Source organism: Brevibacterium sp. CFH 10365 (assembly GCF_009299785.1).
GTDB lineage: Bacteria > Actinomycetota > Actinomycetes > Actinomycetales > Brevibacteriaceae > Brevibacterium > Brevibacterium limosum.
Window position 1 is genome coordinate 248,327 of record NZ_VIGO01000005.1, and the last position, 24,092, is coordinate 272,418.

General features: G+C 63.0%; 21 protein-coding genes. 10 read left to right on the forward strand and 11 right to left on the reverse strand.

Going from position 1 to position 24,092, the window contains the following annotated elements:
* The first annotated feature begins 42 nt into the window (after positions 1-42).
* Positions 43-1,497 (forward strand): AI-2E family transporter, encoded by a 1,455-nt coding sequence (locus FHG09_RS11900; protein ID WP_152347872.1) that lies wholly within the window; start codon positions 43-45, stop codon positions 1,495-1,497.
* Positions 1,498-1,594: 97 nt separating this feature from the next.
* On the opposite strand, the gene greA is transcribed toward FHG09_RS11900, so the two are convergent.
* Together greA and FHG09_RS11910 are read right to left on the reverse strand one after the other, a co-directional pair.
* The gene (gene greA, locus FHG09_RS11905) at positions 1,595-2,089 is read right to left on the reverse strand and encodes a transcription elongation factor GreA (RefSeq protein ID WP_152347873.1); all 495 of its coding nucleotides are present in this window, start codon (positions 2,087-2,089) and stop codon (positions 1,595-1,597) included.
* A gap of 261 nt (positions 2,090-2,350) precedes the next feature.
* The gene (locus FHG09_RS11910; RefSeq protein ID WP_152347874.1) at positions 2,351-2,776 is read right to left on the reverse strand and encodes a DUF4307 domain-containing protein; all 426 of its coding nucleotides are present in this window, start codon (positions 2,774-2,776) and stop codon (positions 2,351-2,353) included.
* A 123-nt stretch (positions 2,777-2,899) separates the two neighbouring features.
* On the opposite strand from FHG09_RS11910, the gene mca reads away from it, so the two are divergent.
* Together mca and FHG09_RS11920 are read left to right on the forward strand one after the other, a co-directional pair.
* Positions 2,900-3,910 (forward strand): mycothiol conjugate amidase Mca, encoded by a 1,011-nt coding sequence (gene mca / locus FHG09_RS11915; RefSeq protein ID WP_152347875.1) that lies wholly within the window; start codon positions 2,900-2,902, stop codon positions 3,908-3,910.
* Complete coding sequence (locus tag FHG09_RS11920) at positions 3,907-4,281, forward strand: hypothetical protein (protein ID WP_227492731.1); 375 nt, start codon at positions 3,907-3,909, stop codon at positions 4,279-4,281. The genes mca and FHG09_RS11920 overlap by 4 nt, the downstream gene beginning before the upstream one ends.
* A 107-nt stretch (positions 4,282-4,388) precedes the next feature.
* Here the strand turns inward: FHG09_RS11920 and trhA are convergent, their stop codons facing one another.
* On the reverse strand, positions 4,389-5,174 hold the full coding sequence (gene trhA, locus FHG09_RS11925; protein WP_152347876.1) for a PAQR family membrane homeostasis protein TrhA: 786 nt from the start codon (positions 5,172-5,174) through the stop codon (positions 4,389-4,391).
* Between the two features lie 103 nt (positions 5,175-5,277).
* Between trhA and FHG09_RS11930 the strand changes: the two genes are divergently transcribed.
* A complete protein-coding gene (locus FHG09_RS11930) occupies positions 5,278-6,039 on the forward strand; it encodes an isoprenyl transferase (protein WP_152347877.1) in 762 nt (253 codons plus the stop codon).
* A gap of 211 nt (positions 6,040-6,250) precedes the next feature.
* Entirely contained in the window at positions 6,251-7,558 is a 1,308-nt protein-coding gene (locus FHG09_RS11935) for a PhoH family protein (protein ID WP_152347878.1), read from the forward strand.
* A 168-nt stretch (positions 7,559-7,726) separates the two neighbouring features.
* Here FHG09_RS11935 and FHG09_RS11940 read toward each other — a convergent pair whose 3' ends face one another.
* The 3 genes from FHG09_RS11940 to glpX all read right to left on the reverse strand — a co-directional run bounded on the left by FHG09_RS11940 (position 7,727) and on the right by glpX (position 11,034).
* A complete protein-coding gene (locus FHG09_RS11940; RefSeq protein WP_152347879.1) occupies positions 7,727-9,130 on the reverse strand; it encodes a class II fumarate hydratase in 1,404 nt (467 codons plus the stop codon).
* Positions 9,131-9,222: 92 nt separating this feature from the next.
* The gene (locus FHG09_RS11945; protein WP_152347880.1) at positions 9,223-9,849 is read right to left on the reverse strand and encodes a carbonic anhydrase; all 627 of its coding nucleotides are present in this window, start codon (positions 9,847-9,849) and stop codon (positions 9,223-9,225) included.
* A gap of 60 nt (positions 9,850-9,909) precedes the next feature.
* Entirely contained in the window at positions 9,910-11,034 is a 1,125-nt protein-coding gene (gene glpX / locus FHG09_RS11950) for a class II fructose-bisphosphatase (protein WP_193627371.1), read from the reverse strand.
* A gap of 198 nt (positions 11,035-11,232) precedes the next feature.
* Between glpX and FHG09_RS11955 the strand changes: the two genes are divergently transcribed.
* A complete protein-coding gene (locus tag FHG09_RS11955) occupies positions 11,233-11,802 on the forward strand; it encodes a DUF4245 domain-containing protein (RefSeq protein ID WP_227492732.1) in 570 nt (189 codons plus the stop codon).
* Between the two features lie 95 nt (positions 11,803-11,897).
* Here FHG09_RS11955 and FHG09_RS11960 read toward each other — a convergent pair whose 3' ends face one another.
* Both FHG09_RS11960 and xseA read right to left on the reverse strand, forming a co-directional pair.
* Positions 11,898-12,137 (reverse strand): exodeoxyribonuclease VII small subunit, encoded by a 240-nt coding sequence (locus tag FHG09_RS11960; RefSeq protein ID WP_152347882.1) that lies wholly within the window; start codon positions 12,135-12,137, stop codon positions 11,898-11,900.
* Between the two features lie 52 nt (positions 12,138-12,189).
* Positions 12,190-13,497, reverse strand: coding sequence for an exodeoxyribonuclease VII large subunit (gene xseA / locus FHG09_RS11965; protein WP_152347883.1), 1,308 nt, complete (start codon positions 13,495-13,497; stop codon positions 12,190-12,192).
* Between the two features lie 173 nt (positions 13,498-13,670).
* On the opposite strand from xseA, the gene FHG09_RS11970 reads away from it, so the two are divergent.
* On the forward strand, positions 13,671-14,687 hold the full coding sequence (locus FHG09_RS11970) for a 4-hydroxy-3-methylbut-2-enyl diphosphate reductase (protein ID WP_152347884.1): 1,017 nt from the start codon (positions 13,671-13,673) through the stop codon (positions 14,685-14,687).
* A gap of 72 nt (positions 14,688-14,759) precedes the next feature.
* Here FHG09_RS11970 and FHG09_RS11975 read toward each other — a convergent pair whose 3' ends face one another.
* Positions 14,760-15,956 (reverse strand): DNA recombination protein RmuC, encoded by a 1,197-nt coding sequence (locus FHG09_RS11975; protein WP_152347885.1) that lies wholly within the window; start codon positions 15,954-15,956, stop codon positions 14,760-14,762.
* Positions 15,957-16,028: 72 nt separating this feature from the next.
* Here FHG09_RS11975 and ychF point away from each other — a divergent pair, with 72 nt between their 5' ends.
* The 3 genes from ychF (at position 16,029) to FHG09_RS11995 (ending at position 21,707) form a co-directional block, all read left to right on the forward strand.
* Positions 16,029-17,114, forward strand: a complete 1,086-nt coding sequence (gene ychF / locus FHG09_RS11980) for a redox-regulated ATPase YchF (RefSeq protein WP_152347886.1) — start codon at positions 16,029-16,031, stop codon at positions 17,112-17,114.
* Positions 17,115-17,759: 645 nt separating this feature from the next.
* Entirely contained in the window at positions 17,760-18,488 is a 729-nt protein-coding gene (locus FHG09_RS11990) for a hypothetical protein (protein ID WP_152347887.1), read from the forward strand.
* Between the two features lie 537 nt (positions 18,489-19,025).
* Entirely contained in the window at positions 19,026-21,707 is a 2,682-nt protein-coding gene (locus tag FHG09_RS11995) for a hypothetical protein (protein ID WP_152347888.1), read from the forward strand.
* Positions 21,708-22,153: 446 nt separating this feature from the next.
* Here FHG09_RS11995 and FHG09_RS12000 read toward each other — a convergent pair whose 3' ends face one another.
* The gene (locus tag FHG09_RS12000) at positions 22,154-23,359 is read right to left on the reverse strand and encodes an MFS transporter (RefSeq protein ID WP_152347889.1); all 1,206 of its coding nucleotides are present in this window, start codon (positions 23,357-23,359) and stop codon (positions 22,154-22,156) included.
* 70 nt (positions 23,360-23,429) lie between these two features.
* Entirely contained in the window at positions 23,430-24,059 is a 630-nt protein-coding gene (locus FHG09_RS12005; protein ID WP_152347890.1) for an isochorismatase family protein, read from the reverse strand.
* Between the last annotated feature and the right edge of the window lie 33 nt (positions 24,060-24,092).

Here is a 24,092-nt window from a genome sequence, read left to right on the forward strand (position 1 = left end):
TCATTGCACCTTTGTCAGTGCATCAACAACTATTGTTGAGCCATGACCGAAAACGATCAGCAGCATCCTCCGAACCGTTTCCGTGGGGCGTGGGAGGCGTTCCGGCGGGGACGCGGATCCTCGCGTTCCCAGTCCGAACCCGAAATGACCCCGTCGCAGGCAGTCAGTGCTGAGGAGATCGCGCTCAGCCGGATCGAAGCCGAGGCCAAACCCTATGTGGCCCCAGGTCTCAAACTCGCCGCGGCATGGTCGTGGCGGTCGATCGTCGTTCTGGTGGCGATCGGTGTGGCACTGTGGCTGCTGTCGAAGATCTCCAGCGTCGTGCTGCCTGTGCTCATCGCTCTGCTGCTGGCCGCGCTGCTGGCTCCCCTGACCGGGTGGCTGAGGAAGAAGAGTGTGCCTCGAGGCGGGGCCGCGGCGATCTCCTTCGTCGGGTTCATCATCGTCGTGCTCGGACTCTTCGGCCTCGTCGGTCAGCAGATCTATTCCGGTATGCCCGACCTCGTCAAACAGGTCATCGCCGGTGTGTCCGGAATCAGCAGCTGGCTGGCCACGAGTCCCTTCGGCATCGATGCGTCGACGATCTCGAGCTATATCGACGAAGCCATCAAGACCGCGACGAACTTCTTCCAGAACAACAGCAGCCAGCTTCTCGGCGGCGCCCTTGAGGCCACCTCGTCGGTGGGCACCTTCCTCACCGGCATGGCCGTCTGCCTGTTCGCGACGTTCTTCTTCCTCTATGACGGAGAGAAGATCTTCAGATGGGTGATGAATCTGCTTCCGGTTCCTGCCCGCCCCGTCGCCACGGGTGCCGCTCTGCGCGGGTGGACGACCCTCGTGCAGTACGTGAGAGTGCAGATCCTCGTCGCCGCCGTCGACGCGATCGGCATCGGCATCGGCGCTGCGTTCCTCGGGATCCCTCTGGTCATCCCCATGACCGTGCTGGTCTTCCTCACTTCGTTCGTTCCCGTCGTCGGCGCCATCGCCTCCGGTGCGGTGGCCGTGCTCGTGGCTTTGGTCTCGAACGGACTGGTCAGCGCGGTCATCATGTTGGCCGTGGTCATCGCCGTCCAGCAGATCGAAAGCCAGGTCCTCCAGCCTTTCCTGATGGGCAAGGCCGTGTCCGTCCATCCGCTGGCTGTGATCCTCGCGGTCACCGGCGGCGGATTCCTCTTCGGCATCGTCGGAGCTCTCTTCGCCGTTCCGTTGGTGGCGGTTCTCAACAGCGTCGTCAGCTATATCGTGCGGACGAACAGTGGTGAAACCGAGGACGCGGAGGAGGACCCACCGCAGGACTCGGAGGAGCGTGAGGCCACCGCCGTCCTGGAGACGGCGAAGGAACGGCTCACCGATGCCGTCCACGAGTCCGCAGAAGACGAACGTGCATCAGCTTCCGGCTCGACCGACGCGGCAGAGTCCGGGAAGAGCCGGGCCGCAGGCTCAGGCACGACCGACGCGGCAGAATCTGACGGACCGGACAAGGGCTCCGAAGACTGAGGTCCGGACCGGGCGATCGTGCGAGAGGCGTCTGGGCCGGAGCGAACAGAGAAGTGGGCGGGTGCGATCGCACCCGCCCACTTCTCTCAGTTCAGAATCAGCCGGTGAAGGCCTCGACGGAGTCGACCTTGACCTCGATGGTCTTTCCGTTCGGAGCCTCGTAGGAGGTCGTGTCTCCGGCCTTGACACCGAGGACAGCGGCGCCGAGAGGCGACTTCTCCGAAAAGACGTCGATATCGGAGTCTCCGGCGATCTCGCGGTTGCCCAGCAGGAACCGCATGCTGTTGCCGGCGACGGTTGCGGTGACGACGGTTCCGGGAGCCACGGTCTTGCCGTCGCTGTCGCTGGAGCCGACCTTGGCGTTGCGCAGCAGCACCTCGAGCTGGCGGATGCGTGCTTCCTGCTTGCCCTGCTCATCTCGCGCTGCGTGGTAGCCGCTGTTCTCCTTCAAGTCACCCTCGTCACGGGCGGCTTCGATCTTCTCAGCAATCTCTGCACGACCCGGTCCGGAGAGATGCTCGAGTTCCTTCGACAGGCGGTCAAAGGCTTCCTGGGTCAACCATGTCTCTTCCTGGGTGACTTCCTCGGTCATGACTTCTCCTTCTTCGGTCGGTGCACTGACGGGCGTGTCAGGCAACGAAAAAAACCGGGCGTATGGGCACGCCCGGAAGTTGAATGAAACTACAGTATAACGCATCTGCAGAGAAAAACGATGAGTTCAATCACGTTCTCCGCCGCGAGTCGGCGGCTCGCGGCGGCAAGACACGCTCCCGTGCGAGAACTATTCGAAGGAGCCCGTGACGATCGGCGCCGATGCTCTCACCAGGCGGCCGAACCGCACGACCAGAGAGACCTACTCGAACCAGCAGTTGTCGACGTGACCGGAGGCGGCCAACTGAGTCGTGGCCAGATCGATGTCGAGGCGCTTCGGCGAATTCGGGTCGGCGTTCGCATCGGCGGGAACGGTCACCTCGGTGAAGCCGACGACCGCTTCGTGCTCATTCGTCGCCTGGACGATGCAGTGCACGTCGCGTTCCCGATCGGGAAATATTCCGACGCTGACTTGCGTTGAAGAATCGTCGACAACCGAATAGTCAAGAGTGCGCGGTGTTGTGGGATTCGTCTGCGGGCGGAACGCCCAGACAGCGATGACGGCGACCACCGCAGTGAGGACGATGACGGCGATGATCTTCGCCCGACGGCTCAGCTCTCGCCTGGGCTTGCGGGTTCGGCCGTAGCGATCGTCATGCAGTGGTGGTGCCACTGTTACCTCAGTCATTGAATTCCTCTTTAAGTACTTCGCGCACTAATCTAGAGTAGTCGATCCTCTGCCGGCGATCATGTCAGCCACAGCACCGGCAGGAGGTGGCCACCAGGCTGAATCGAAAGGGACATTTAGGATATGACTTCGCTTCCGTACCATGGGCTGCGCCTGCTGGCCGTCCATGCCCACCCCGACGACGAATCCTCGAAGGGTGCGGCAACGAGCGCGAAGTACGCTTCTCTGGGTGCCCGGGTGCTCATCGCCACAATGACCGGCGGTGAAGCCGGCGACATCCTCAACCCCGCGCTGCTGCAGAGCCCGAAGGCCAGCCGAGATATCGCCGGTCTCCGCCGTGAGGAGATGGCCACCGCCGCCGCCGCTCTCGGTGCCGAACATGTTTGGGTCGGTCACGTCGACTCGGGCCTGCCCGACGGGGATTTCGACAATCAGACCCCTCCGGGATGCTTCTATCGGGTCCCCGACGAGGTGGCCATGCTGCCACTCGTGCACATCATCCGCACCTTCCGTCCGCAGGTGGTGACGACCTATGACGAGCTCGGCGGCTATCCGCACCCCGACCACATCAAGAACCACGCTGTGACCATGGCCGCCGTCGCGACCGCCGCCGATGCGTCCTCCCACCCCGAGCTCGGTGAGCCCTGGCAGGTGCAGAAGACCTATTTCAACCAGGATCTGTCGGCGAGGAAGTGGATCACCATTCACGAGAAGATGCTCGAGGCGGGACTCGATTCCCCGTTCGCCGACCATCTCGAGGATTTCAAGAAGCGCGACAACCAACGCCGCAACTGGCTGAGCACCCGCATCTCCTGCGCAGAATTCTTCTCCGCCCGTGACCGTGCGCTGCTCTCCCACGCCACACAGATCGACCCCGAAGGCGGCTTCTTCTCCGCTTCTCGCAAGGCTGCTCGCACGTACTGGCCGACCGAAGAGTTCGAGCTGGCACTCGATCTGACCGGCCGTGAGCCGCTGAACCCGGAGATCGAGTTCCAGGAGACCGATCTGTTCGCGGCAGTGACCTTCGACGACGGTCGTCGTGTTCCCGATGAGGGGATGCTCCCGGAATCGCCGGCAGAAGATGATTTCGACGTCGATTCCGCCGTCCCGACCGAAAGTGACTCCCACGCATGATTCTCGCGTCTGCTCCAGCCTCGACTCCCGGCGGAGGGACGCCGGACCCGGATCTGGTGACACCGGGGACCATCGGCTTCCTGGCCACTCTCGCAGTGGTCATCCTGACGATCTTCCTCATCCGCGACGCTCTGCGCCGTGTCCGCCGGGTGCGGGCGCGCTCGGGCGCCAGCGATGCCTACCCGATTCCGCTGCGCAGGCATGTGGTGCCCAACCAGTCGAAGCTCTCGGGTCCCGAAGCACCCGAATCGAAGACCCCAGACACTGAATCCGACGATACGGACGGGGTAGCCGGGACCGACGCAGATCGCCGAGGCGGGGCGACGGAGGAATCGACGGATTCCTCGGAGTCGTCCGACGAGCGTTCCTGAAACCCTGAGTCAGCACAGAAGGGTGCGATCACCGAGTGGTGATCGCGCCCTTGCCGTATCAGCGGACCCTGCCGATGACCGGACGGCCCGGCCAGGGCCGACAGGAGTCAGTAGGCTGCGACGGCGGCGATGATGAGCGCGGCGAGATGGCAGCCGTAGCCGAGGATCGTGAGAATGTGGAAGATCTCGTGGAAGCCGAGCCACTTCGGCGACGGGTTCGGCCGTTTGATTCCGTAGATCACGGCACCGGCGATATAGCACACCCCGCCGAGGACGACGAGGAGGCCGACGGCGAGGTTCGTCGCCCAGATCTGGGGGATGTAGCCGACTCCGGCAACGCCGAAGCCGACATAGATGGGGACGAAGAGCCACCTCGGCGCAGTGGTGAAGATCGTACGGAAGGCAACGCCGAGCGCGGCGGCACCCCACAGGACGGACAGCAGCAGGATCGCCTGGTCGGTGCGGAGCATCAGCACGGCCAGAGGGGTGTAGGTGCCGGCGGTGATGAGGAAGATGTTCGCATGGTCGAGCCGTCGCAGGACGAGGCGGACGCGGGTGCGCCAGCGGCCCCGGTGATAGACGGCGGAGGTGCCGAAGAGCAGCATGCCGGTGATGGCGAAGATCGCAGCCGCGATACGCGATTCGATCGTCGGGGAGATGATCACCAGCGTCAGGCCGCCGAGCATCGCCAGCGGGAATGCGCCGGCGTGGAACCAGCCTCGCAGCTTCGGCTTGACCTGACCCGCCAGCTTCGTCAGCTCGGCCCGCAGCGCCGAGCGGCGACGGGCGATGCGCTGGTCATCGGCGGAAGAAGCATCATTCGCACCGGCGGAACCGACCGGCCTGGAGCCGTCGGGAACGACTGGAGAGGAATCGGTGAGCGGAGCATTCATGCCTCCATAGTAGCGAGCGGGCCTGAGGCCTCATTCAGCATCGTCGGCTAGTAGTCTGTACAGTGTTCGATCCGACCGAAGACCCATATGGAAGAGGACAGCTGTGGCGCGACCCGTGAACCTGCTCTATCGGCTGTACGAGCGACGGCTCAAACGCGAGCTCGACAAGTCGGTTCCGGTTCCGCGACACGTCGGCGTCATCACCGACGGCAACCGTCGATGGGCGAAGGAGTTCGGGGCGACGACCGCCGACGGTCACCGGGCCGGAGCGGCGAAGATCGTCGAATTCCTCGGGTGGTGCCACGAGATCGATGTGGAGATCGTCACTCTCTACGTCCTGTCCAAAGAGAACCTCGCCCGTTCAGCCGAAGAGGTGTCGATCCTCATCGAGATCATCTCGGATCTGGTGGAGAAGATCGCAGCGCTCGACGGTGTCGGCGTCCAGCTCGTCGGTGATCTCGACATCCTCCCCTCGGACCTGCGAGCCCGGCTGGAAGCAGTGACGACAGACGATGACTGCGGAATGCGCGTCAACGTCGCCGTCGGCTACGGCGGTCGGCAGGAGATCGTCAACGCGGTCAAGTCCCTGCTGCGGACGCGAACCGACGACGGCACGGATCTGGAGACGATCATCTCCGAGCTGTCTCCGGAGCAGATCGGCGAACACCTCTACACCAAGGGTCAGCCCGATCCCGACCTCATCATCCGATCGTCGGGAGAACAGCGACTCTCCGGCTTCCTCATGTGGCAGAGCGCCTATTCCGAGTTCTACTTCTGCGAAGCCTACTGGCCGGATTTCCGTCGCACAGATTTCCTCCGTGCCGTGCGCGACTACGGTCTGCGCCAGCGTCGCTTCGGCAAATAGGCCCTGCTTGTGGCCGGCGCGCATCCCTGGCCGCCGGATGGAGGAATCCCGCATTCACTCGAAGTTCATGACCTCGACTTGCCCGAGCACGCGCGCCGCTACCGCCTGCAGGGGCGAACCGGGTTAGGTTGACTGTAGTTGGTCGACACCAACCCGAGATCGGGGGATGTCAGAACCGGATCTCGGCGGAACTCACGCCTCAGAGGTCCTCATGGCTGAAAAAGTCCACACCTACGTTCTCGACACCTCGGTGCTGCTGTCGGATCCCGGAGCGCTTCTGCGCTTCGCCGAACACCACGTTGTCATTCCGCTCATCGTCGTCTCCGAGCTCGAGGGCAAACGCAACCATCCCGAACTCGGCTTCACGGCCCGCAAAGCCCTCCACATCCTCGACGACTTCCGCTCAGACTACGACCGATTGGATCAGCCCATCCCGGTCGGTGATGCGGGCGGAACGCTGCGGGTCGAGCTCAACCACATCGATGCCTCCACGATGCCGGTCGGCTTCGACCGGACGGAGAACGACACCCGCATTCTGGCCGTGGCCCGCAACCTCTCGGCCGAAGGCTGTGATGTGGTCGTCGTGACCAAGGACGTGCCGATGCGAGTGAAGGCCTCTGCCCTGGGTCTGCACGCGGAGGAGTATCTGGCGGAGCTGGCCGTCGATTCCGGGTTCACCGGGATGAGTGAGCTCGGCCTCGACGACGAGCAGATGAGCGAGTTCTATGATTCGGGGTCGGTCGTCACCGAGGATGTCTCCGACGAGGTGGTCAACACCGGAGTCGTCATCACCTCCCCGCGCGGCTCCGGTCTGGGCCGGGTGCGCACCGGCAACAGAGTGTCGATGGTGCGCGGGGATCGCGACATCTTCGGAGTCCACGGTCGATCGGCAGAACAGCGGATCGCCATCGACATGCTGCTCGACGATGCGCTGGGAATCGTATCGATGGGAGGGCGAGCCGGAACGGGGAAGTCCGCGCTGGCCCTCATGGCGGGATTGCAGAAGGTGCTGGAGGAGAACAAGCACTCGAAGATCATGGTCTTCAGGCCGCTCTACGCCGTCGGCGGGCAGAATCTCGGCTACCTGCCCGGCAGCGAAGGCGAGAAGATGAATCCCTGGGCGGAAGCCGTGTTCGACACCTTGAGCGCCCTGGTGAGCAAGAACGTCATCGACGAGGTGGTCAACAGGGAGATCCTCGAAGTGCTTCCGCTGACGCACATCCGAGGGCGGTCGCTCCACGATGCGTTCGTCATCGTCGATGAGGCACAGTCGTTGGAGCGCAATGTCCTGCTGACCGTGCTCTCACGCATCGGAATGAATTCGAAGGTGGTGCTGACCCATGATGTCGCCCAGCGCGACAATCTGCGAGTCGGCAGGCACGACGGCGTCGCTGCGGTGATCGAGAAGCTCAAGGGCCATGATCTCTTCGCCCATGTCACCCTGACTCGGTCGGAGCGGTCGGAGATCGCTGCTCTGGTCACCGACGTGCTCGAGGAGTTCGACCCGTTCCGATCCTGAGCTCTCGCGCCCCGGCGACGCAGGCGTTTGTGGTCACCGAGCCGAGGCGAAACTGCGAAATCAGCGAGTCTTCCTCGGGGCTGTGACCACAGACGGCGTCACTCTCCACGAAACGGCGCCCGGACGATACCGTCCGGGCGCCGTGTGCTGGTCAGTCAGACCGATGGGTTACCTGTAGTCGCCGATCATCGTGGTGACGTCGAGCGCCTTGTCGAGGTCGGCCTCGGTGATGGAGCCGTTGTCAACGAAGCCCAGGGCGATCGTCGCTTCCTTGACCGTCATCTTCTCGGCCACCGCGTGCTTGGCGATCTTCGCAGCGGCCTCGTAGCCGATGACCTTGTTCAGCGGGGTGACGATGGAGGGGCTCGCCTCGGCGAGGAATCGGGCACGCTCCTCATTGGCACTGAGTCCGTCGATCATCTTCTCAGCCATGACAGTCGAGGCGTTCGCGAGCAGGCGGATCGACTCGAGCAGGTTCGAGGCCATGACCGGGATGCCGACATTGAGCTCGAAGGCTCCGTTGGTCGATGACAGCGACACAGCGGCATCGTTGCCGATGACCTGGGCGGCGACCTGGATGGTGGCCTCGCAGATGACCGGGTTGACCTTGCCGGGCATGATCGACGAACCGGGCTGCAGATCGGGGATGGCGATCTCGCCGAGGCCGGTGTTCGGTCCCGAACCCATCCAGCGCAGGTCGTTGCAGATCTTCATGTAGCCGTAGGCGATGGTCCGCAGCTGACCGGAGGCTTCGATGAGTCCGTCGCGGTTGGCCTGAGCTTCGAAGTGGTTGCGGGCCTCGGTGATCGGCAGTCCGGTCTCTTCGGCGAGGATTTCGACCACGCGGGAGGAGAAGCCGTCGGGGGTGTTGATTCCGGTGCCCACCGCGGTTCCGCCCTGCGGGACCTCGGCGACGCGGGGCAGGGAGGCTTCGATGCGCTCGATTCCGTAGCGGACCTGAGCGGCGTACCCGCCGAACTCCTGGCCCAGAGTCACCGGGGTGGCATCCATGAGGTGGGTGCGGCCGGACTTGACGACGGAGGAGAAATCCTGGGCCTTCTTCTCCAGCGAGGTCGCCAGGGTGTCCATGGCCGGGATGAGGGTGTTGACCAGAGCCTTGGTCACGGCCACGTGCACCGAGGTGGGGAAGACGTCGTTCGAGGACTGCGAAGCGTTGACGTGGTCGTTCGGGTGAACGTTGACTCCGTCGTCCTCAAGCGCCTTGGTCGCCAGCGAGGCCAGGACCTCGTTGGTGTTCATGTTCGACGAGGTTCCCGAACCGGTCTGGAACACGTCGATGGGGAAATGAGCGTCATACTCACCGGAGATGACCTGATCGGCGGCGTTCTGGATGGCCGTGGCGCGAGCCTCGTCGAGCACACCGAGTTCGGCGTTGGCCTTCGCGGCGGCCTTCTTCACCTGTGCCAGAGCGGCGATATGAGCGGATTCGAGGGTCTTGCCCGAGATCGGGAAGTTCTCGACGGCGCGCTGGGTCTGTGCGCTGTAGAGGGCGTCCTTGGGGACTTTGACCTCACCCATGGTGTCGTGTTCGATGCGAAATTCTTCGGTCATTGTTGTCCTTTCCGTTCGGTGCCTGGGAAATGATGATTGGAGATCAGGCTCGGTGAGAGCCCGACAGAGGTGACCACCGAGGTGGCCTGTCGTCAGGAGGCGTAGGTGGAGACCGCGGCCTCGTCGCCTCCGTACTGGGCGACGACCGTGGTGTGGCCGTCGTGGAGCTGGTAGGTGAGTCCGACGATGATGAGTCGGCCGTCTTCGACGGCGGTCTTGATGATCGTGGACAGCTGCATGATCTTCTCGACCGTGTCCATGGTGTTCTGTCCGACGGTCTCGTTGATCGTGGTGCGCCCGTTCTTCCGGGCTCGGGCCACCGTCGGCAGGATGCGGGCAACGACGTCGGAGATGAATCCTGGGGGAGTCTCACCCGAATCATAGGCGTTGTAGGCCGCAGTCACGGCCCCGCAGCTGTCGTGGCCGAGCACGACGAGCAGGGGAGTGCCGAGCATTTCGACGCCGTATTCGAGCGAGCCCAAGGTGACCGGGTCGACGACCTGTCCGGCGTTGCGGACGACGAACATGTCACCGAGACCGACGTCGAAGATCATCTCGGCGGCGACTCGGGAATCCGAGCAGCCGAAGAGAGTGACGAATGGGGTCTGGTTGTCGGACAGGGACTCCCGACGTGCGGTGTCCTGGTTGGGGTGCCGAGGGACATCGTCGACGAAACGCTGGTTTCCCTCGAGGAGTCGTTTCCACGCCTGATTGGGCATTGCTTTTGCACCTGCTTCCGAGTTGTGTGCATCGCGCCCGGGACCGGGTGCGGTTGGAGGTCAGACCAGTCCGCGGCGTGCGGCTTCTTCGGCGGCCTCCACGTAGGAGTGGGTCTTCGCGGCCTGGTGCTCGGCGAAGACCTGACGGACGGTTCCCGACTTCGACCGCATCACCAATGAGTGCGTGGTGACGTGGCCGCCCTGGAACTTCACTCCGTCGAGCAGGTCGCCGTTGGTGATGCCCGTGGCGACGAAGTAGCTGTTGTCCCCGGTGACGAGGTCATCGGTGTTGAGCACCTGATTGATGTCGAGGCCGGCCTCGGCGGCGGCTTCGCGTTCGGTGTCATCCTGCGGCCACAGACGGCCCTGGATGACACCGCCGAGTGCCTTGATGGCGCAGGCGGTGATGATGCCCTCTGGGGTGCCGCCGACGCCCATGAGCATGTCGACTCCTGTTCCGGGGCGGCAGGCGGCGATGGCTCCGGCGACGTCACCGTCGGTGATGAGCTGGATGCGGGCGCCTGCGGCGCGGATCTCATCGATCATCTGCTGGTGGCGGGGACGGTCGAGGATCATCACCGTCACCGAGGCGGGATCCTTCGTTCCCTTCGCCTTGGCGACTCGGCGGATGTTCTCGGCGATCGGCAGACGCAGGTCGACGGCGTCGGCGGCATCGGGTCCCGTGACGAGCTTCTCCATGTAGAACACGGCAGAGGGGTCGTACATCGCACCGTCTTCGGTCACGGCCATGACCGAGATCGCATTGGGCATGCCCAGAGCGGTCAGGCGGGTGCCGTCGATCGGGTCGACCGCAACGTCGCAGTGCGGTCCGCCGCCGTCACCGACCTGCTCGCCGTTGAAGAGCATCGGAGCTTCGTCCTTCTCTCCTTCGCCGATGACGACGGTGCCGGTCATGCGGACGGTGGAGATGACATTGCGCATCGCGGCCACGGCCGCTCCGTCGGCTGCGTTCTTGTCGCCGCGGCCGACCCAGGGGGCGGCTGCGATGGCGGCGGCCTCGGTGACTCGGACGAGTTCCAGAGCCAAGTTGCGGTCGGGAGCGTCCGACTCGACCTGAGCCTTCTGCGACCATGCGTCGGTCACGGCAACAGGTGGAGTCTCCTCATCAACTCGTCCTCGGTCATGGTGAGATTTCACGTCAACAGGCTCTTTGGAGTCACTCATGCTTCCAATTGTGCCACCCCTGTGATCGGGGTCGCGACAGCGGTGTCCGCTTGTGGCCGCAGTCACGTTCCCGGGCCGGGATTGGCTCTTCGCGCGCGAGCCGAGGACAATGGCGGTGTGAATGTCCGAAATGCTGCTGACGAGACGGCTACTCGAGCGGTCGTCGACGAGGCGACGCAGAGTCCCAAGGGAGAGTCCATGGCTGACGAGTCCGGAGTGATGCTGCCGGGGTCCCGTGAGGAGATGCGCTTCCTGCGCAAGAACTCGAACTGGGTCAATATGGTCATCGCGATCCTCGCTTGCTTGGCGGTCGCCGTCGGGATCCTGTTCCTCGCCCCGCAGCCCGAAGTCGACTCCGAACGCGTCGTCGACTATCAGGGTATCGCCGAGCAGTCCCAGGGCAATGCTGAATTCGACCTCATCGTTCCGCAGATCCCGCGCGGATGGACATCGAACGAAGCCAGCCTCGATCGGATGGGTGACTCCGAGTACACCTCGTGGTACATGTCGTTCATCGGCCCCGACGACCAGTGGGTGAGCATCGAGCAGGCCGAAGCGAGTGCGAACTGGGCGAAGCGGAAGACCGATGAAGCCGCCGCCGCAGAGAAGGTGACTGTCGGCGGTGCTGACTTCCAGATCTACCGCACAGAAGAGGCGAAGGAATACTGGGTCACGCACGAAGGCGATATGTATGTCGTAATGACTGCCACCGCAGCGCCGGACACCATCAACGGCTTCGCTGACCAGGTGGCCGCCCAGCTGAAGTGACCTCAGCCCGCCAGCCGGAGGCGAGTCGGTGCGACGCGCTCACCTCATCTGCCGTCGGCGGGCCCTGACCGCTGATCGGCCTCTGGTCATGAGGCTCAGTCGGCGTCGTCCGAGGTTTCCTCGCGGGCCTTGTCGAGTCGTTCTCGCGCCCCATCGAGCCATGCCTGGCAGCGGTCTGCCAGGGCTTCGCCGCGTTCCCACAGCCGCAGCGACTCTTCGAGCGGCAGATTGCCGGTCTCCAGACGCTTGACGGTCATGACGAGTTCTTCACGAGCCTGTTCATAGCTGAGCGCGCTGATCTCGGGCTGATCCTGCTGGGTCGTCGGTTCGGTCATCGGTGTCTCCTTCACAGAGTGAGTGGTACATGGGCAGAGTGTGGAACCGAGGTCATTCGGTGGTGGCCGATTCGTCCGTATCCGGCGTGACCTCGGTGATCGCAGCATCGAATCGTCCACGAGCGACCCGCACGTGCACGGTGTCTCCGGCGACCACCTCATCCGCATTGCGGACGGCCTGGCCTTCGTCGGTCTGCACCACGGCGTAACCGCGCTCCAGAGTCCGCAGGGGCGAGAGAGACCGTGCCTGGGAGCGGAGGTGCTGGATCTCGTTCTGGGCCTGGATGACCGATGCGTTCGTCGCCTGCAGGCTGCGGCGGCGGATCATCGTCAGTTCGTTCTCGTGCGCGGTGATCATCGTCTGCGGTTCGGCGAGCACCGGCCGTGAACGCACGGCGGTGAGCATCTCCTGCTCGCGGTCGAGGATGCGGTTGACGGCAGACTCGAGCTCGGCGCGGGCGCGCAGGAGGTTCATGCCTTCTTCGGCCACATCCGGCACGATCCGTTTGGCGGCATCCGTGGGTGTCGAGGCGCGCATGTCCGCGACTTCGTCGAGGATGGGTCGATCAGCCTCGTGCCCGATCGCCGAGACCACCGGAGTCTGAGCTGCGGAGACGGCGCGGACGAGCGCTTCGTTCGAGAACGGCAGGAGGTCTTCCATGCTGCCGCCGCCGCGGGCGATGACGATGACATCGATCTGCGGGTCCGCGTCGAGTTCGGCGAGGTTCTTCATCACTCCCGGCACAGCGTCGGGGCCCTGCACAGCACAGTTGCGGACCTCGAACTCTGCGGCCGGCCAGCGCAGGTGCACATTGCGCATGACGTCCTTCTGAGCGTCCGAATCCCGTCCGGTGATCAGCCCGATCCGGTTCGGCAGGAAGGGCAGGCGCAGCTTCCGGCTGGGATCGAAGAGTCCTTCGGCCCCCAGCTGCTTCTTCAGTCGTTCGAGGCGGGCGAGGAGTTCGCCGAGTCCGACGGCACGGATGTCGTTGGCGCGCATCGTCAGCCGACCGGTCTTCGTCCAGAAGTCGGCTTTGAGATTGGCGACGACATGGCTGCCCTCTGTCAGCGGCGCTCCGGTGCGGTCGAGGACGTTCTTCCAGATCTGGACCGGCAGGGACATCTCGACATCGGTGTCACGCAGGGTCAGGTAGCTGGCCTTGCCGCGATGGTTGAGCTCGACGACCTGCCCTTCGATCCACACGCTCGACATGCGGTCGATATAGGACTTCATCTTCGAAGACAGCAGGCTCAGCGGCCACGGATTCTCCGCCGTGGTCTCGGCTGCGGTGGCGGCGAGCTCCTTCGGCTCGACGGATTCGCCGAGCGTGCCGGGAGTGCCGGAAATTCTTTGCGCCATTTGAGTCCCCTTCCGAACCCCAAGCCTAACGAACGGCACTGACGCATCCCATTCCCGGTCATACGTCCCAGCCCTTCCTTGGGGAGCACGGTCTGCTTCCACGAGTTCGAGCGCTGCTTCCGCGATTCCAAATGTCCTGGCCGCCGCCGATGCCTCCGGCTTAGACTGAACGGGTGACTGTCGTTTCAGTACCTGCCCCGACCATTCCGCGCCGGCGTTTGGCGCCGAGCGAGATCCGCACTCCTGTCAATGCTGACAAGAGGGTGCTGCTGGCCGCGCCGCGAGGCTACTGTGCCGGCGTCGACCGCGCCGTCATCGCGGTCGAACGTGCCCTCGAGCACTTCGGCGCACCGATCTATGTCCGCAAGGAGATCGTGCACAATCGGCACGTCGTCGAAACTCTGTCCGAACGCGGAGCCGTCTTCGTCGATGACACCGATGAGGTGCCGGAAGGCGCTCGGGTCGTGTTCTCCGCTCACGGAGTCTCACCGGCCGTGCACGCCGAGGCGGCCGAACGTTCGCTGTCGACGATCGACGCGACCTGTCCGCTGGTGACCAAGGTTCACAAAGAGGCCATCCGATTCGCCCGAGACGGTTTCCGTATCCTCCTCGTCGGCCATGCCGGTCACGAAGAGGTCGAAGGCACCATGGGAGAGGCGCCGGACCACATCACCCTTGTGCAGAGCCCCGACGAGGCCCACACCATCGAGGTGCCCGATGCCGAGAAACTGGTGTGGATCTCGCAGACGACATTGAGCGTGGACGAGACCATGGAAACCGTCGAGATCCTGCGCGAACGCTTCCCGCACCTGCAGAACCCGCCCAGCGACGACATCTGCTACGCCACTCAGAACCGGCAGGTTGCGGTGAAGAAGATCGGGCCCGAAGCGGATCTGGTCATCGTCGTCGGGTCGGCGAACTCCTCGAACTCAGTGCGCCTGGTCGAGGTCGCCCTCGAACACGGAGCGAAAGCGGCGCACCGGGTCGATTTCGCTCGCGAGATCGACGAGACCTGGTTCCACGACGTGGCTACCGTCGGCGTCACCTCCGGGGCGAGCGTTCCGGAGAACCTCATTCACGACGTGCTGCAGCTACTCGCCGACTACGGATTCGACACGGTCGACGAGATCGTCACCGCCGAAGAGGACCTCATCTTCTCGTTGCCGAAGGAACTGCGCAGACTCGGCTGAACAGAGTAGCTCTGCAAAGTGACTCGATGGGAACTGCAACAACTGGACGGGGTCGACGAAAGCCGTCGATACTCAGCTCGTCCCGGTCTGCCGATCCCGCAGATGAGTCGGACCACGATCATCGAAGTCCATGGCTCGCGGGCGACTGAGTTCCTCGGCGCTGATGCCCCGAGCGCGAGTATCGAGTTCGGCCACGGCATCGAGTTCGTCGGCGACGATCCCGGTCGACGGGAACTTTCTGGCGGTGACGAGGAACCGGGACTCCAAGGACGAGACGAACCGGTTGTAATCGTCAACGGACCGGTCCAGGCTGGCTCCCATCCGCGACACATGAGTCACCAGGGTGCCGATGCGTTCGTAGAGTTCCGTACCGAGACGCAGCACCTCTGCCGCCGAGGTGGACATATCGGCCTGCCGCCAGTTGAGCGCCACGGTCTTCAGCAGCACCAGCAGGGTCGCCGGTGAGGCGAGGACGACGTTCTTGCCCAGGGCATGATCGATCATCTTCGGGTAACTTGCCGCGGCTGCGGAGAGCAGACCGTCGGTGGGGACGAAGCAGACGACGAAGTCAGGGGAGGAGTCGAATGCCTTCCAATACTCCTTCGACGCCAGCGCATCGACATGACGCAGCAGTGCACGGGCATGATCGTGGCCATCGGCGCCCGAGCCCGCCTCATCGGCGGAGTCGCCGTTCATCCGCGCCGACAGCGGGGTCTTCGCATCGATGACGATCGTGCCGCCGCCGGGCAGGTGGACGACCATATCGGGACGGTGACGCTTCCCGTCCCGGTCGGCACTGACCTGGGTATCGAAGTCGACGTGGGGGAGGAGGCCGGCATATTCGACGATGCGTTTGAGCTGGACTTCGCCCCAGTCTCCACGGTGCGTCGTCGAGTTCAGCGCGTTGGCCAGTGACCCGGTGGATTCCTGGAGGCGGAGGTTCTGTTGGCTGAGGTGCCCGATCTGGGAGTTCAGTCGAGTGATCTGTTCGATCTGAGTGCGATCCTGAGCGTGCAGGTTCTCCTGCAGGTTCTTCACGCTCGCCGCCAACGGCCCGATGGCCGCCGTGATCTCACCGGCCATCTGCGCATCGGCTTCGAGATCTTCCGTGCGTTGGGACAAGATGCGTGAAGCGGTCTCGGCGCGGGTGAGTCTCTCGAGGTAACGGGAGCGGGTGAGAGTACGCCCGAGGAGGAAACCGAGCACGGTGGCGAGGACGATCGCCACGATGAAGGCGATGATGACTGCGGCGGCGGGGAAAGCATTCATGGTTCCAGGGTGACAGAGCGCACTGACACGAGAATTCGAGGACCACCTCGGCGACGGCTAGACTTGGATACCGTGGCTTTGACTATTGGAATCGTGGGACTGCCCAACGTCGGCAAGTCGACCATGTTTAACGCACTGACCAAGAACCAAGTTCTCGCGGCGAACTACCCGTTCGCAACGATCGAACCGAACGTGGGCGTGGTCCCTCTGCCGGACGCCCGGCTCACGCGACTGGCGGAGATCTTCTCCTCCGAACGCATCCTCAACGCCACCGTGGACTTCGTCGACATCGCCGGTATCGTGCGCGGAGCCTCCGAAGGCGAGGGCCTGGGCAACCAGTTCCTCGCCAATATCCGCGAAGCCGATGCCATCTGCCAGGTGATCCGTGGATTCGTCGATGACGATGTCGTCCACGTCGACGGCAAGATCAGCCCCGCCGATGACATCGATACGATCAACACCGAACTCATCCTCGCGGACCTGCAGACACTGGAGAAGGCGCGGCCGAGGATCGAGAAGGAAGTCAAGGGCAAGCGCGCTCCAGCCGAACAGCTGACCGCGATCGATGCCGCCACCGAGATCCTCGAAGGCGGACGGACGCTCTATCAGGCGATGCAGGCCGACAGGTTCGACGTCAGCGCCCTGCGCGAGCTGCAGCTGATGACGGTCAAGCCCTTCCTCTACGTGTTCAACGTCGACGACGAGGTGCTCGCCGATGAGGACAGGAAGAACGAGATGCGGGCCCTCGTGGCCCCCGTCGAGGCGATCTTCCTCGACGCGAAATTCGAGTCTGAACTCGCCGAGCTCGATGAAGAAGAGGCCCGGGAGATGCTCGAATCGACCGGTCAGGAGGAGAGCGGGCTCGACCAGCTCGCCCGTGTCGGCTTCGACACCCTCGGACTGCAGACCTACCTGACTGCCGGGCCCAAAGAATCCCGTGCGTGGACGATACCGAAGGGTGCCACCGCCCCCGAGGCGGCGGGAGTCATCCATACCGACTTCCAGAAGGGCTTCATCAAGGCCGAGATCGTGTCGTTCGAGGATCTCGATGCGAACGGTACGATGGCCGCCGCGAAGTCCGCCGGCAAGGTTCGGATGGAAGGCAAGGACTACGTCATGGTCGACGGCGATGTGGTGGAGTTCCGTTTCAATGTGTGAGTTTGACGAGTTGAACTCACACGAATGGCTGCGTGATCAGTTTGATATTGTGCCCCGACGGGTCTAGCAGGTAGACGCCTCGTCCGCCGTGCTCGTGGTTGAGTTCGCGAGCGCGCGAACGCTGGGGATCTGCCCAACGCTCGCGTCCACTGACCATGAACTGCGCTTACGCCTGATCGAAGTGGTCCTCGAGTAAATGGACGTAGTCCTGTTGTGGGAAGCTGATTGGCGCGGCGGCGAAGTGGAGAGGTACGCCGCCGCCGATCTGGACGTTGACGAACGAGCCCCGTGCGGGGCCTCGTCGGTCTCGAGCGGGTAGCGAAAGAAGCGGTCCATCTCGGCCGGGTCGACGATCGTGTGATTGAAGTGCGCAGTCATGGTTCTCCTTTGTGTCTGGTGAGCGAAAAGTGGGTTTACTCACGTAAAGAGGCGCTCGGATCAGAGAGCAGCCAGATTGTCGTTCGGGGAGCGAAGGCATCCCGCCCAGAACCCGGCCCGCTGTTGCCCTCTGGCTCCTCGTCCCCAGACACTGCATCCGCGAGTTCGTCGAGACGATCGGCAACAACGGATACTTTCGCCAGCTCCAGGACATTTCGAATGGGAATACCCCGAAATTGACGACTGCTGACGGTCTAAGATCAGACAATGCCTCGCCTCACGCTCGACCCGACCGACCCGGAACTCGACCTCACCCAGTACGATCCCGAAGCCCTCGTCTTCGCACGCGTTGAAGTCCCCCTCACCGCGGTCAACTTGTTCAGCGCCGGCCCGAAAGCGAGGCGCGACAAGGTTGAATCTGACATTCTCTCGCTCCTCAACGAAGACCAGAAGGAACGCCGCGCCGCGAAACTAGCGCATTGGCAGAGAATGTCGACTTTGGCTGCAAAGGAACTACTCCGTCTGCTCAAAGAGCGAAAAATCGACGAAGAACCCTGGTACTCACAGGCAGGTAATCGGGCTGCCGAGTCGATAGACGATCACATGGGCCGCGCAGCTTCGGGCTTCTCCAAAGAGCAACTGAAAGACATGGGCGTCAAGTCCAGACACCTGAAACCATACGTCCGGGACTTCGTCGAGGAAATGGATTCGGACGACGGCGTCCTCGACAAACAGCAAGTGCTCGAAGAAGTCGCCCGTCTCCTCCAGATGCAAATCGACATCGCCGAAGCAACATCAGAGAAGGCAGAATACAGAGCGAACGAGGCCCGCACTGAGACCAGGACCGCGAAGTGGGTAGCGATCGTTTCCGCCGGTATAGCCGGACTATCGCTCATCGTTGCCTCAATCGCACTATTCCACCCCGTCACCATCAACCAACACGCAGGCGACCCCGTCCCCGTCCAGATCATCCAACCCGCCAAACCCAGTAAGTAGAGCGCGACAACAAAACAGTGAACCCGTCGAAATAACAACGGAATCGCTCGACCACCTGAGGGTACGCTCGAATAGTGGGCACCCTAGTTAGCGGGATTTGCAGTCCTGTTAGAGGGATATTCAATATGTCAGATCAGAAGCGACAGCGTCGCTCTTACACTTCGGAATACCGGACCGAGGCCGCGAAGCTCGTCGTCGACGCTGGCAGTCCCCATCCATGGCAGGAGACTCCGTTCAGCGACAGGTTTCTATACACCGGAACTCGGTCGAGTTCCGCTTCAACGTGTAATGCAGGTCCATCCGGGTGCGGAAGGAAGTAGGCATGGCGGCGCCGAGTTCGTCGGCCCTTCATGACGGGTTTGCCGCTTCCGGGGCCTTGAGTGGTGGAACATGTCGTAGTGCAATAACGAGAAGGCCCCGGAGGGTGGTGAGGCGACTATCAACGACTGGCCTGACGTTTAATGTTGGAAGGAGGCCGAGCTATGTCGGCGTATGCAGTTAAGGTTCGTGACGGCGGAGCGTAGAGAGGGGTGCGCCATGGCGATGATAAAGCGGCTGGTGGGTTGGTTCCGGACATGGCGCGGTCTGATCTCACTATTGGGTTCGCTCATCGTGAGTGTGGTCCTACTAGCTATTGCCCGCAACGTTGGAGATTCCGTCTGGCTCACCTCGCACTTTCCGCCCGCACACGGAAGTGACGGAATCTTGTGGCAGGTGCAGACGACGTTCCTGTCGGTCGGATTCGCCGGACTTGCAATAGCTGCACAACTGTTTGCCGAGGCACCACTCGCGATCGGAGCCTCTCGAGGACGGGTGCTCAAGTACATCGGAGCCGACAAATTCGTCGGCATCGGTCTAGTCGGAAACGTAGTCATTGGCATCGAGACGATCTGGCTGTCGAGCGTGCTTGGCGTCCTTGGCATTGCGATCGTGTGGTTCGCGCCAACCGTTGTGCTATTGGTGGGGTCGACGGTCAAGCTAGTCAAGCTTTTCGGGCACCCGGCGTTGCTTGACGAAGTTGTCCGAACCTCGCTGGTTGAGTCTCTGTCCAGTCGCCTGGAAGAGGTCTCGCGCAGGTACTCCGTAGCGACGAAGCAACTGGATGGCCTCGTCACATCGGGCTGGTCTCACTTGAACCTAAGATCCTCGACCATCACACTCCGAGTTCCAGTGCCGCAGGGCGGCGTTATCATTAAGGCAATTAGGTCGAATGCCGTGAGACAAGCACTCGACACACTCGCCCCGAGAGTGACTGAGAACCGCTCTACCGAGGCTGAGAACAGCGGCACATACGTCCCGCCACAAATCACCCTGGACGTTGAGCCTGGTGATCGTACGCGCCTTGACGAAACGGCCTTCCGCGTTATCACGCCCGAACCACTGGATGGACCGGAGCAGCGCCGGATCATCCGACTGTTGCAGTCGAGCATCGAGTTCGAATCCTCGGGGGTAATCACGCCCGATGAAGAGACAGACCGTGAGATTGCGAACCTGAAAGACGCTGTCGGAGCGAACATACGTTCCGGCGCCTTCGCCACGGCGGAGCGGGCCGTCGAATTGCTTGGACACGTAGTACGGGGTGTCTGGATCATCCAACGACACGGATTTGATTCTTCTCGTCGCGCTTCGTTCACCCGTAGAGACTGGCTATTACGCATTATCGGGGAAGTTGAACAGGACGCTGTCCTGTCGCCGCGAGCCGCAGGCATGTTCGTTGATCAAGCTATGACGAGGGCACTCGAAGCACCTCGCATGGGGACCTCCGAATACATTGACGAATGCCTACGCAGCTTCACCCGAATCTGGCTCGACGTCCTTCAGCAAGGCGGGACGGAGTTCGATCAGCTCATTGGCCGGATCGTCGTCTGTGTGCAGAACCTTGCCGTACTCACCGCCCCGGACCAACGTGAACAACTCTCAAGCCGCGCGACATGGGCGATGGTCGAGCTGGTCAAACTCGCACTCGACGCGCACAAGCCTAAAGCCGCTATCCTCGCTGCCGAGGAACTTGGTGGGCTGTTTCATTATTCCGATCGAGATGGGACTCGGAGAGCACACGTCAGAGCAGGTCAACTCGTTCTCGCGGGCTGGCTGGACTACCTTTCAGACAAGGGTGACGCTCGAGCCTCAGCCGATGCTGAGCTCCGAGCGCTGGTGACGCCCCACGGCACTTGGGCTGAGATTCTCACCGCTGGAAACCTAGCCGAACGTGGCGAGACTCCGTTCAGCCGTTGGGACTGGTGGGAGATGAAGTTCAGCGGCTCCGCCCATGCTCAGTCGCTAGAACTTTCACAATACATCGACAGGGCCCAAGTGGCCGCGCTCGCCTTGTCGCATGGACCCCTTCCCCCAGCCAACGACCAGCAGACCGCGTCGGAGTACCAGCGGCTCCTCCGACTTCTCGACGAGCGAACCACGGATTTGAACACAATGGAGTTGAGACTCAAGGAGAGGTTTCTCGACGAGATCGAAAAGTGGCAGACCGCCGAAAATGCACGCTTGACGACCGAGCCCCTGTCTGGCACGCGAGTCGATGCCCTGCGGACCTCGCTAGGCGAGGCGCTCGACGCCGACCAGCGACTCGCCGATAGGATCCCCCATGCGAGCACCGTTCCAAAAGAAGCCGACACATTGCGTCCTATCCTCGGAATGAACCTCCGCATTCCCCGGCACTATTTGGTCGACAAGATCTTCAACCAGACCTACGCCGATCCCGCGGAGCTTGGCTCTGTGATCGCACGCGGGTTCATCGATGGCGAAGAACACAGGATCGTCGACCTGTTGCGCTCCCTTCAAGACGAACTGTTTGAACCGTCGGCGCAGTCGATCTGTAAGCAGATCGATGCGCTCGGGGCCAAGGCCGAGCACTATGTCCTCTTGACGCCGTATGGAGGGCTAATGGACCTCGATGGGTGGTACTCAACGGAGTTCTCCCAGGCGCGCAATCGAGTGGCGCACTTTGAGACCTCCGTGCTGGCTGAGGAGGCGATCCTCTTCGACCCTCGGACAACTTTGGTTTCCTGTCGGCGGCCCGAGGAGAAAGAAGGTCTCACGCCAGTCGGCAACACTTCAATTGCGCTCGGTGTGTTCGAGGATGTGCAAGACGGAGACGAGCCGCAGGTCCGAGTGGAAACTGGCGAGTACTTCGTCGTGTGGCCTGGAGATGTCCCTCGTGTGTACCGTTTTGGTGTTGAATCCGATGAATCAAGGCGACATTGACGCCGGAGACGGAACTGGTGTCGTGCGTCGCGGGTCTCCATAAGCAGCTTCTAGGTTCTGCACCGGCCGTGGTAGACATCGTCGATGCGATCGGTCAGATGGAAGGTTCTCCGCGACCACATGTTCGCACCATAGTAGCCGGACCACCCGACCGACGAGGAGGCACTCGAGCGAATGTCGGGCTGATAGGTGACCCGCGGCTACGACGCCGACGTTATGTTGAGAAATCTCGAAATTCTGTAGGCCATTCGGTGGGGCGATGGCCGGCGTAGTGGGGCCCTGACCCACGGCTAGCGAAAGGTTATTCGGCTACGGAACGTGGTGGAGTTCAGGCTTAACGTCTAACGTCTGCTGTCTGAATCCGCGCCGGTATTCGGCGAGTTGCCGTCACAGCAGGCAGATGCCCGACCGAGAGTGGTCGGGCATCTGCCAGCGATTCGGGAATTTCATCCTCCAGCCGGGAGCGTCTCGGTATCGGCTAGTTGAGTTTCGGTAGTCTGATTGGCCTTGGGACCTTTGAGTGTCGTCAGGAGCACGACGAAGGCGAGTGCGGCGAACGCAGCACCGACCCAGATGGGGCCGGTGTAGCCGAGAGATGTGGTGATGACCAGACCCCCGATCCACACCCCCAGCGCGTTGCCGATGTTCAGTGCCGCGATGTTCGCTCCCGATGCCATGGTGGGTGCGTCGGCAGCCAGTGACATGATCCGCAGCTGCATGCCTGGCAGGTTGGTAAACGCGATGATTCCCATCAGTCCGGTCAGCACGACGGCCAGTGCAGTGACCTGGGCGGTCAGGGCGAAGATGGCCATGACCAGTGCGGCCGTCGGGATGAAGACCAGCAGGGTGCGGTCGATGGAACGGTCGGCGAGTTTTCCGCCCAGCGCGTTGCCGAGGAACGTGCCGATGCCGAAGAGCAGCAACAGCCAGGGAATCGTGGATGAGGTGATTCCGCTGACCTCGGTATAGGTGAAGGCGATGTAGGTGAATGCGCCGACCGCGCCGCCGGAGACCAGCAGGCTGATCGCCGCTGACGCCAGAACTCGCGGACGGACGAAGATGCGGAACTCGTCGCGCAGGCGCGCCCTGCGTTCGGTGGGAGCCGCCGCGACCGGACGCACCAGGAAGGCGATTCCGATCGTGGAGATCGTGGCGATGATGCCGATGGCCCAGAAGGTGGAGCGCCATCCGGCGAGCTGGCCGAGGAAGGTGCCGGCCGGTACGCCGAGGACCATGGCGACGGTCAGTCCGGCGAACATGAAGGAGATGGCGCTGGCCTTCTTGTTTTCGGTGACGAGGCTTGCTGCGACGACGGTGCCCACGCCATAGAACGCGCCGTGGCTCAAGGCGGCGATGATGCGTCCGAGCAACAGGAGTTCATACGTGGGGGCGATAGCGCAGAGTGCGTTCGCGATGACGAAGAGGATCATCAGCGCGAGCAGGACGTGCTTGCGGTTGAAGCGGGCCGTTGCGGCGGTGACGACGATGGCTCCGATCGCGACGGCGATCGCGTATCCGGAGACCAGGATCCCCGCTGTGGCTTCGGTGACCGCGTAGTCGGCGGCGATGTCGGGGAGGAGTCCGACGATGACGAATTCGGTGATGCCGATGCCGAATCCCGCCAGTGCGAGCGCGTAGAGGCCTAAGGGCATGGTTGTCTCACTTCCGGCCGCGGCAGCGGCCTGTTGGTCGGGTGGAGGGCAGACAGAACGCTGCGGCGGGTCAGGCGTTGGCGCGGCCGTTGGCAGCGGAGGTCACGAGGTCGCTCTTGTCCAGGGCCTCGCCCGCTTGCACAGCATTCGTCCAGGTGTCGGTGGTGGTGACGGCGGCCCAGTTGGAGTGGAGCAGGGCCATGAGGGTCTCGTGGACGTTCCGGGCAGGCGCGCGGCCGGCATCGTTGGCCAGATCGATGGCACCGGTGGCATCGGAGAGGACCTCGACGGCGAGGCCGAGGGGCTCTGCGGCAGTGGCGGAGGCGAGGACGCAGTTGTTGGTCATGTACCCGACGAGGGTGATGGTGTCGATGTTGTGCTCGTGCAGCCAGTCGGCGAGCCCGGTTCCGGCGAAGACGCTGGAGTACTGCTTGCCGATCCGGAGGGCAGCTCGGTCTTCATAGGCAGCGATGTCGGGGTGGTTGCGGTGCGTGGACGACCCTGCGGCGAAGACCGGGGCGGCGGCGGGCAGTTCGTGCTGGACGATCACGACGGGAACGCCGGCCTTCTCGGCGGCGTCGATCGCGGACTGGATGCGGGCGATGGATTCTTCGCGGGGCGGGTACTGGATCGGCAGGAGCCCGTCGAAGTATTCCTGCTGGGCGTCGATGACGATCAGGGCGCGGTTCGGGGTGGTCATGGTGGTCTCCGTTCAGGGTGCGGTCGTGCAGGG